This window comes from Paraburkholderia sp. AV2 (assembly GCF_054968425.1).
Window position 1 is genome coordinate 1 of sequence record NZ_JBANLK010000029.1, and the last position, 9,264, is coordinate 9,264.

At 67.4% G+C, this 9,264-nt stretch carries 9 protein-coding genes; 2 read left to right on the plus strand and 7 right to left on the minus strand.

The window, feature by feature from the left end; genetic code table 11:
- The first annotated feature begins 292 nt into the window (after nt 1-292).
- Nucleotides 293-1,234, plus strand: coding sequence for a CysB family HTH-type transcriptional regulator (locus V8683_RS19660; protein ID WP_411190354.1), 942 nt, complete (start codon nt 293-295; stop codon nt 1,232-1,234).
- Between the two features lie 45 nt (nt 1,235-1,279).
- Here V8683_RS19660 and V8683_RS19665 read toward each other — a convergent pair whose 3' ends face one another.
- Together V8683_RS19665 and V8683_RS19670 are read right to left on the minus strand one after the other, a co-directional pair.
- Nucleotides 1,280-1,579 (minus strand): type II toxin-antitoxin system RelE/ParE family toxin, encoded by a 300-nt coding sequence (locus V8683_RS19665; RefSeq protein WP_411190355.1) that lies wholly within the window; start codon nt 1,577-1,579, stop codon nt 1,280-1,282.
- Complete coding sequence (locus tag V8683_RS19670) at nt 1,569-1,814, minus strand: type II toxin-antitoxin system ParD family antitoxin (RefSeq protein ID WP_411190356.1); 246 nt, start codon at nt 1,812-1,814, stop codon at nt 1,569-1,571. The genes V8683_RS19665 and V8683_RS19670 overlap by 11 nt, the downstream gene beginning before the upstream one ends.
- 151 nt (nt 1,815-1,965) lie before the next feature.
- Between V8683_RS19670 and V8683_RS19675 the strand changes: the two genes are divergently transcribed.
- Nucleotides 1,966-3,138 (plus strand): ABC transporter substrate-binding protein, encoded by a 1,173-nt coding sequence (locus tag V8683_RS19675; RefSeq protein ID WP_411190357.1) that lies wholly within the window; start codon nt 1,966-1,968, stop codon nt 3,136-3,138.
- A 13-nt stretch (nt 3,139-3,151) separates the two neighbouring features.
- Here V8683_RS19675 and V8683_RS19680 read toward each other — a convergent pair whose 3' ends face one another.
- The 5 genes from V8683_RS19680 to V8683_RS19700 all read right to left on the minus strand — a co-directional run bounded on the left by V8683_RS19680 (nt 3,152) and on the right by V8683_RS19700 (nt 9,097).
- A complete protein-coding gene (locus V8683_RS19680) occupies nt 3,152-4,297 on the minus strand; it encodes a Gfo/Idh/MocA family protein (RefSeq protein WP_411190358.1) in 1,146 nt (381 codons plus the stop codon).
- 39 nt (nt 4,298-4,336) lie between these two features.
- Nucleotides 4,337-5,386 (minus strand): sugar phosphate isomerase/epimerase family protein, encoded by a 1,050-nt coding sequence (locus V8683_RS19685; RefSeq protein WP_411190359.1) that lies wholly within the window; start codon nt 5,384-5,386, stop codon nt 4,337-4,339.
- 97 nt (nt 5,387-5,483) lie between these two features.
- A complete protein-coding gene (locus V8683_RS19690; protein WP_411190360.1) occupies nt 5,484-6,452 on the minus strand; it encodes a substrate-binding domain-containing protein in 969 nt (322 codons plus the stop codon).
- A 151-nt stretch (nt 6,453-6,603) separates the two neighbouring features.
- Entirely contained in the window at nt 6,604-7,629 is a 1,026-nt protein-coding gene (locus V8683_RS19695) for an ABC transporter permease (RefSeq protein ID WP_411190362.1), read from the minus strand.
- Entirely contained in the window at nt 7,610-9,097 is a 1,488-nt protein-coding gene (locus V8683_RS19700; RefSeq protein ID WP_411190363.1) for a sugar ABC transporter ATP-binding protein, read from the minus strand. The genes V8683_RS19695 and V8683_RS19700 overlap by 20 nt, the downstream gene beginning before the upstream one ends.
- Nucleotides 9,098-9,264 lie beyond the last annotated feature (167 nt).

Here is a 9,264-nt window from a genome sequence, read left to right on the forward strand (position 1 = left end):
ACTGCGCGACGCGTTCGTCGACGATGGTCTGGTCGTACTGATCGTATTGGTACATTCGGGGACCCCAGGGTTGGTTCAATCGCGGCGTTCCGGTTACGCCGCGCTCTCCGACTTCGACTTCGCTCCGTTTTGACCTCGCTCATGGCCGGTAGCCTTACAGCCACCCGTCATTTGCTAATGACCAAAACAGATATCCATATTTGGAAAGTTGGGGGAATGGTAATAAACTCGCTTTATATTTCAAACGACTCAAAAATCAGGTCGATATGCAAACAGGTTATAAGGGTTATCTATGAACCTGCACCAGTTCCGGTTCGTCCGCGAGGCCGTGCGGCAAAATTTCAATCTCACGGAAGCCGCCAAGGCGCTGTATACCAGTCAGCCGGGCGTTTCGAAGGCGATCATCGAGCTGGAAGACGAGCTGGGGGTCGAGATCTTCACCCGCCACGGCAAGCGCGTGCGCTCGCTGACCGAGCCCGGGCGCATCATTCTGGCGTCGGTCGAACGCATCTTGCAGGAGGTCGAGAGCCTCAAGCGGGTGGGGAAGGACTACGCGGCGCAGGATCAGGGCAATCTGACCATCGCGGCCACGCACACCCAGGCGCGCTACTCGCTGCCGGCCGCCATCGCCGAGTTCAAGCGCCGCTTCCCGAAGGTGCACCTCTCCATCCTGCAGGGCAGCCCGACCCAGGTCGCGGAAATGGTGCTCCACGACCAGGCCGACCTCTGCATCGCCACCGAGGCCATCTCGGGCTACAAGGATCTGGTGTCGCTGCCCTGCTTCACCTGGCACCACGTCGCGGTCATGCTGCCCGACCACCCGCTGCTGGAGCGCAAGCCGCTCGCGCTCGACGATCTGGCCCAGTTTCCGCTCATCACCTACGACAACGCCTTCGCGGGCCGCACCAAGATCAACGAGGCGTTTCGCCTGCGCGGCCTCTCTCCCGATATCGTGCTGGAGGCCATCGACGCGGACGTCATCAAGACCTATGTCGAGCTCGGCATGGGCGTGGGCATCATGGCCGACATCGCCTTCAACGCCGAGCGTGACCGCCACCTGCGCGCGGTGCCGGTCGGGCATCTGTTCGGCAGCAACGTCACCCGCGTCGCGCTCAAGCAGGGCGCGTATCTGCGCAGCTACGTCTACACGATGGTCGAGCTGCTCTCGCCCAGCCTGAATCGCAAGCTGATCGAACAGGCGCTCAAGGGGGAGCACGAGTCTTACGAGTTGTGAAATGACGCATTCCGGCGCCCCGCCGGTGCGCCGGTCCGACTGAACTTACAGGTGGCGCTCGACGTCCATCCTCTGATGCAGGATCCGGATCACGTCCAACGTCCGGTCCGTTTCGCGGTAGAACACGACGTGCGAGCCGACTGCGTACCGCCAGTACCCGTCGCGCACCGCGCAGGCACGTCCGATCTTGTCGCCGTGCGCCAGCGCCTCCATTGTCGCGACCAGGTCGCGGTGATAGCGGTTGGCCTGCCCGGACGACCACTGCGTGAACGTATACCGCCAGATGTCCTCGAGGTCGGCCACAGCCAGCGGCGTGAGCTGCAGTTGCCGGCCCCTAGCCCCCATGCGTGGCCCGCATGCGCGCGAGGAAGGCTTCGCTGTCAAACGGTGCGGGCGCGCCCGACGCCTCGCCGGCCTTCAGTGCTTCCTGCAGGGCCCGCACCTGCGCTTCATGCGATTCGAGCAGGCGCAGGCCAGCCCGTACGACGTCGCTGACCGATCCATACCGGCCGGACTGCACTTGCGCGTCGACGAACCCGGCGAAATGGTCGCCGAGGGAAACGGACGTGTTGCGTGACATGGTCTGACTCCTGTTCAACGCAACGATCATATACCAATCTTTGGTATTTCAGCCGGTCCCGGCGACGCATTGCCAGCGGGAAAGGAACTGTCTTAGTATTCGGGCGACGTCGGGACCGATATGTCCCTACACCCTCAAGGAGACCTGTTGAATGACTGCTCGCCGATTTGTCCGGCACATGCTGCCGCGAGCGCTCTGTGCCAGTGCGCTCGCCATGGCGGGTGTCGCCGCGCACGCCGACCTCAAAATCGGCATCGACCTTTCGAGCACCGGCCCGGCGGCCGCCATCGGCATCAGCAGCAAGAACGCCGTGCTGATGTGGCCCGACACGATCGCGGGCCAGAAGGCCGACTACATCGTGCTCGACGACGGCTCCGATCCGGGCGCGGCCGTGCGCAATGTCCACAAGCTCATCAACGAGGACCATGTCGACGTGATCGTCGGGCCGAACGTCACGCCGGCCGCGCTCGCGGCGCTCGATCCCGTCGCGGAGGGCAAGACGCCGATGATCACGCTGGTCGGCTCGGCGTCCGTGGTCGAGCCGCAGGCGGGGCCGCGCGTGTGGGCGTTCAAGATGGCGCAGACCGACGCCGCCATGGCCGACGTCATGACGCGCTACATGGCGGCGCACAACGTAAAGACGGTGGGCTTCATCGGCTTTGCCGACAGCTACGGCGACAGCTGGCTCAAGGAATTCACGAAGTTCGCGGGCGAGCGGCACATCCAGATCGTGGCGACCGAGCGCTTCAACCGCACGGACGCGAGCGTCACGGGCCAGGCGCTCAGGCTCATAGCGGCGAAGCCCGATGCGGTGCTGGTGGCCGGCGCGGGCACGCCGGCCGTGCTGCCGCAGCGCACGCTCGTCGAGCGCGGCTTCAAGGGGCCGATCTACCAGACGCACGGCATCGCCACGCCCGAGTTCATCAAGCTGGGCGGCAAGGACGTGGAAGGCACGCTGTTCCCGACGCAGCCGGTTGTCGTGGCGCGCACGCTGCCCGCCGGCGAGCCGGCGCAGAAGGCGGCGCTGGCATTCGTCGATGCCTACGAGGCGAAATACGGCCCGGGCTCGGTCACGCAGTTCGCGGGCGATGCGGCCGGGGTGTATCCGCGCCTTTCGGACGCCGTCGCGCGCGCGCTCAAGACGGCCCAGCCAGGCACCGAGGCGTTTCGCGTCGCGCTGCGCCACGAACTGGAGCAGGCGCACGAGGTGGTCGTGCCGAACGGCTTCGTCACCACGAGCCCGACCGATCACGTGGGCCTTGATCAGCGCGCGAGCGTGATGGGCACGATACGCGGCGGCAAGTTCGTGTATCTCGCGCAGTAAGGCGCGGTCGCCCCTAACGCGCGATCGTCTGCCACGCGCCGTCCGCCGCGCTGCTCGCCAGCACGGCGGCAATGAAGCGCAAGCCTTCTACGCCGTCGTCGACGGTGGTCAGCATGCGGCTCTCGGGCGGCGCGGGCACGCCCGCCTCGCTTGCCGCGATCTGCGCTGCGGCGTCGCGATAGAGCTGCGCGAATGCCTCCAGATAGCCTTCCGGGTGCCCAGGCGGCACGCGCGTCGCATGGCGCGCCGCCGCGCCCGCTACGCGTCCGCGCGTGAGCCGCTCGGCTTCGCCGCCTTGCGGCGTGAACCAGAGGATATTCGGCTCTTCCTGATCGAACGCGAGGCCGCCCTTCGTCCCGTAGACGCGCAGCCGCAACGCATTCTCCGCGCCGCTTGCCACCTGGCTCGCCCACAGCATGCCCCGCGCGCCGTTCGCGTAGCGCAGCATCGCCTGCACGTGGTCGTCCACGCGCCGGCCCGGTACGAACGTATGGACCTCCGCCGCGAGCGCCTCGGGCACGAGGCCGCTCACGAACGCCGCCAGTTGATATGCGTGGGTGCCGATGTCGCCCAGACACCCCGCCGGCCCCGCCAGCGCCGGGTCGGTACGCCAGTTCGCCTGGCGGTTCGCGCCGTCGCGCTCGACGGGCGTCGCGAGCCAGTCCTGCGCGTACTCCACCTGCACGATGCGCACCTCGCCGATCTCGCCCGCCGCCACCATCTCGCGCGCGTGGCGCACGAGCGGATAGCCCGAATACGTGTGCGTGAGCGCGAACACCAGGCCGGCCTCGCGCGCGTGCTGCGCGAGCGCCGCGCCTTCGGCCAGCGACACGGCGAGCGGCTTGTCGCAGATCACGTGGATGCCCGCGTCCATGAAGGCGTGCGCCACCGGCGCATGCAGATGGTTGGGCGTGACGATGGCGACGGCGTCGATGCCGTCGTCGAGCGTCCCCTCCACCCGCGCCATGTCGCGCCAGTCGGCGTAGCTGCGCGTGAGGCCCAGCGCCTCGGCGCTCAACTGCGCACGCACCGGATCGGATGAAAGCGCGCCCGCCACCAGTTCGAAGGCATCGTCGAGGCGCGCCGCGATACGATGCACCGCGCCGATAAACGCACCCTCGCCGCCGCCCACCATGCCGAGCCTGAGTCTTCGTGCCATTGCCTTGCCCCTTCGCTAACCTTGGGTGACCGCGTTCATTCAGATGCCCAGCAGCCCCTTCAACTGAGCCGCATCCACGCCGCTGCCGGCGAAGTCGTCGAAGGCATGCTCCGCCACGCGGATGAGGTGGCGCCGGATGAACTCGACGCCCTCGCGCGCCCCGTCGTGCGGATGCTTGAGCGCGCACTCCCATTCGAGCACGGCCCAGCCCGGGTAATCGTACTGCGTGAGCTTCGAGAAGATCGCGCCGAAATCGACCTGGCCGTCGCCCAGCGACCGGAAGCGCCCGGCGCGCTCGACCCAGCCGCTGTAACCGCCGTAGACGCCCTGCTTGCCGGTGGGCCGAAATTCGGCATCCTTGACGTGGAAGGCCTTGATGCGCGCGTGATAAAGATCGATGAACGCGAGGTAATCGAGCTGCTGCAGCACGAAGTGGCTCGGATCGTAGAGGATATTCGCGCGCGGATGATCGTCCACGGCCGCGAGGAAGCGCTCGAACGTCACGCCGTCGTGCAGGTCCTCGCCCGGATGCAGTTCGTAGCAGACGTCCACGCCCGCCGAATCGAACGCGTCGAGGATGGGCCGCCAGCGCCGTGCGAGTTCGTCGAAGGCCGCCTCGACGAGCCCTGCCGGCCGCTGCGGCCACGGGTACAGATAAGGCCACGCGAGCGCGCCCGAAAACGTAACGTGCGCCTTGAGGCCAAGGTTTTTCGAAGCGCGCGCCGCCAGCATCAACTGGTCGATGGCCCAGGCCGTGCGCGCCTCGCGGTTTCCCCGCACATGCGGCGCCGCAAAGCCGTCGAAGAGCGCGTCGTAAGCGGGATGCACGGCCACGAGCTGGCCCTGCAGATGCGTCGAGAACTCGGTGATCGCGATGCCCGCGTCGTCGGCGATGCGGCGCAGGTCGTCGCAGTAGGCCGGGCTCGCGGCGGCCTGCGCGAGATCGATGAGGCGCGGGTCCGTGGGCACCTGGATGCCCTTGTACCCCAGATGCGCGGCCCAGCCGGCCATATGCTCGAAGCTGTCGAACGGGGCGTCGTCGCCGAGAAACTGCGCCAGAAAAATCGCGGGGCCCTGAATGGTCTTCATCGGCCTCTATCCTCCGTGGTCCGCCGCGCGCCCGGATGCCGGGATGGCACGAAGGCAGGCGCGCGGCAACGGTTGATCATCGCTAGCCCGCCTCAAATCAGAACGGCGAGTCGGGGAAGTAGAAGTCCTTCGCGTTCTCCTTCGTGATGAGCACCGAAGGGATGATCGTCTTCTGCGGCAGCGCCTTGCCCGCGAGCCGCGCTTCGGCCGTCATCTTGATCGCGTCGTAGATGAATTTCGGCGAGTACGAAACGTCGGCGCGGATCAGCGGGTCGCCGTCCATCACGCGCTTGACCATGTCCTTCGAGCCCGCGCCGCCGAACACGATCTTGATGTCGGTGCGCTTCGCCTGGTCGATCGCCTTGAGCACGCCCACGGCCATGTCGTCGTCGGCGGCCCAGACGGCGTCGATGTGCGGGAAGCGCGTGAGGTAGTCCTGCATCGTGCGGAACGCGTCGTCGCGGTTCCAGTTGGCGTACTTCGCGTCCAGGATCTTCATGTTCGGGTAGTTCTTCAGCACCGAGGTGAACGCGGTCCAGCGCTCGTTGTCGAGCGTGGTGGGGATGCCGCGCAGCGCCACGATGTCGCCCTTGCCGTCGAGCTGCTTCGCGAGGTACTCGGCGGGAATGCGGCCGAACGCCGTGTTGTCGCCGGCCACGTAAGCGTCCTGCGCGCTCGTGTCGGTCAGGCCGCGATCCACCACGGTCACGTACACGCCCTGTTTCTTCACCTGCGCCACGGGCTGCGTGAGCGACGCCGATTCGAATGGGAAGATCACGAGCGCGTTGATCTTGTTGACGGTCACGAGGTCCTGCAGTTGGTTCGCCTGATCGGGCGCGTTCGCCGCCGTCTTCACGATGATCTTCAGGTCGGGATGCGCCTTCTCCAGGTCGCTCTTCGCCTTGTTAGCCCACCACACGATGCCGCCCGTGAAGCCGTGGTCGGCGGTGGGAATCGCGACGCCCAGCGTCACCTTATCGTCGGCGCACGCGGTCCCCGCGCCTAGCGTCGCCGCGAGGCCGAACGCGAGTGCGCTCGCGCCGATTGCCCGAATCATCTTCTTCATGGTGCTGTCTCCTAAGGTGCGCTCGCGCGCGAGCGTCTCGGTAAATTGACGTCTGCCTCCTTCGACTGCCGGCCTGCAATGCTGCGTATTGCCTGCTGCGCCTGCTTCATGTTTCGTACTGCGTATCGCGTCTTGCCGTTCCGTGCCCTGCCTACCTGCGCCCGCGCTGCAGGAAAGCCACGGCGATGATCGCCACGCCCTGCACGGCCGCGTTCAGATACACGCTGATGATGCTCGTGAGATTGAGGATGTTCGCGATCACCGAAAGCAGCACGGCGCCGACCACGGTCCCCGCCACGCGTCCTTCGCCGCCCTTGAGCGCGGTGCCGCCCACGACCACGGCCGCGATCGCTTCGAGCTCCCAAAGCAGGCCCGTGGTGGGCGTGGCCGACCCGAGCCTCGGCACGTAGAGCACGGTCGCGACGCCCACGCACACGCCGAGCAGCACATAGGTCGCGCACTTCACGCGATCCACGCGGATCGCCGCATAGCGCGCGACCTGCTCGTTCGAGCCGATTGCCTGGACATGCCGGCCGAACGCGGTGCGGTTGAGGATCAGCGCGCCGCCCAGCGCGACGATCGCGAAGACCCAGACCGGCACCGGTATGCCGAAGAGGCTCGCGTAATAGACCGGCCCGTAGAAGTCGACGAGATTGTTCGGCAGCGTGAGCGCGCCGCCGTCCGCGAGCCACGTCAGCACCGAGCGGAAGATGCCGAGCGTGCCGAGCGTCACGATGAACGGCTCGATGCGTCCGCGCGTGATGAGGAGGCCGTGCGCGAGCCCGAACAGCGCGCCGAGCACGAGCGCGAGCGCAATGCCGATCAGCACGATCGCGAGCGGCGCGAACGTATGCGCGCCCACCCCGGCCGCGAGCGCGTTCATGGTCCAGATCATCACGCCGGCGATCAGCGCGGCCATCGAGCCCACCGAAAGATCGATGCCGCCCGAAATGATCACGAAGGTCATGCCGACGGAGATGATGCCGATGAACGAGGTCCGCGTGAGCACGTTGAGCAGATTGCCGGGCGTGGCGAAATCGCGGTTCAGCGCGGTGCCGAGCACGCAGAGCGCAATCAGCCCGATAAGCGGCCCCACGCCCGCAAGCCGGTGTACGAACGCGGCGAGCTTGCGCACGCGGCCGTGTGCCGCGGCGGTTTCAGTGGGTGCCGGTTGCATGGGCGATCAACTCCTCTTCGTTCAGATGGTCGCTCCCGAGCGTGGCGACGAGGCGGCCCGCGCGCATCACGGCGACCCGATGCGCGAGGCCGATCAGCTCGACGAGTTCGGACGAAATCACGATCACCGCGCGCCCCGAAGCCGCGAGCCGCTGGATCAGGAAATAGATGTCGCGCTTCGCGCCCACGTCCACGCCGCGCGTGGGCTCGTCGAGCACGATCACGCGCGGATCGGGCTGCAGGAACTTGGCGAGCGCGAGCTTCTGCTGGTTGCCGCCCGAGAGCATGCGCGCGCGGCTCGCGAGGTCGCCGGTGCGGATGCCGAACTCGCGCACGGCGGTTTCGAGCGCGCGGCGCCCCGCCTTGAGATCAATGAAGGGCTTGCCGTAGCGCTCGAGGGTCATCAGCGTGAGGTTGTCCTGCAGGCTCAGGTTCAGGTGCAGACCCTTGCCCTTGCGGTCCTCGCTCAGATAGGTGATCCCATTGCGCACGGCGTCGCGCGGATGCCGCAGCGAAACGGGTTGCCCATCGATCTCGACGACGCCCGCGCTGCGCTCGCGCAAGCCCACGATCGCCTCGAAGGCTTCGGTGCGCCCCGCGCCGACGAGCCCCGCGAAGCCGAGGATCTCGCCCGCACGCACCTCGAAGCTCAGGTCCTCGACCCAGCCCGGCACGGCAAGGCCGGTCACGCGCAGCGCCACCGGCGCGCCGGCGCTTGCTTCGGTCCTGGCCGGAAACATGTCGGAAACGTCGCGGCCCACCATCAGGTTCGCCATCTGCTGACGCGCGAGTCCCGCCGTCGCGCTCGCCGCCACGAAGCGGCCGTCGCGCATCACGATCACGTCGTCGGTGATGCGCTCCACCTCGTCGAGCTTGTGCGAGATGTAGACGATCGTCGTGCCGTCCTCGCGCAGTTTCTCCATCAATGCAAAAAGACGAGCCGTTTCGGACGGCGTGAGCGTGGCAGTGGGCTCGTCCATGATGAGGAGGCGCGCATGCCGCGAGAGCGCCTTCGCGATCTCCACGAGCTGCTTCTCCGCGACGATCAGGTCGCGCACCTTCGTGTCGGGATCGCGCGCGAGGCCCACCTGCGCGAGCACGTCCCGCGCCTCGCGGCGCATCGCGGTGTCGTCGACGAAAAGGCCGCGCCGCTTCTCGTGGCCAAGAAAGATGTTCTGCGCGATCGTCAGATGCTCGGCGAGATTGAACTCCTGGTGAATCAGCACGATGCCCGCCTGCTCGGCCTCGCGCGAGCCTTCGAAGCGGCGCGCCTCGCCGTCGACGACGATCTCGCCCGCCGTGGGCGATTCGTAGCCGGCCAGGATCTTCATGAGCGTCGACTTGCCCGCGCCGTTCTCGCCGAGCAGGCCATGAATGCGGCCCGGCGCAAGCTCGAAGCTCACGCCGTGCAGCACGCGCACGGGACCGAAGTCCTTGCGGATCTCGTGGAACTTCACGGCGACGCTCATGAGCGGCCGCGCCTCCTCTCGATAAGGATGTCGTACGCACGGAGTCGCGGGGGGGGGGGGGGGGGCCGCCCCCCCCCCCCCCGCGCCCGCCGGGGGGCGCCGGGGCCCCGGGCCGCGGGCGCCGGGAGCCCGAGGGCGCACAAGGGCGCCCCCCCCCGCCGCCCCCC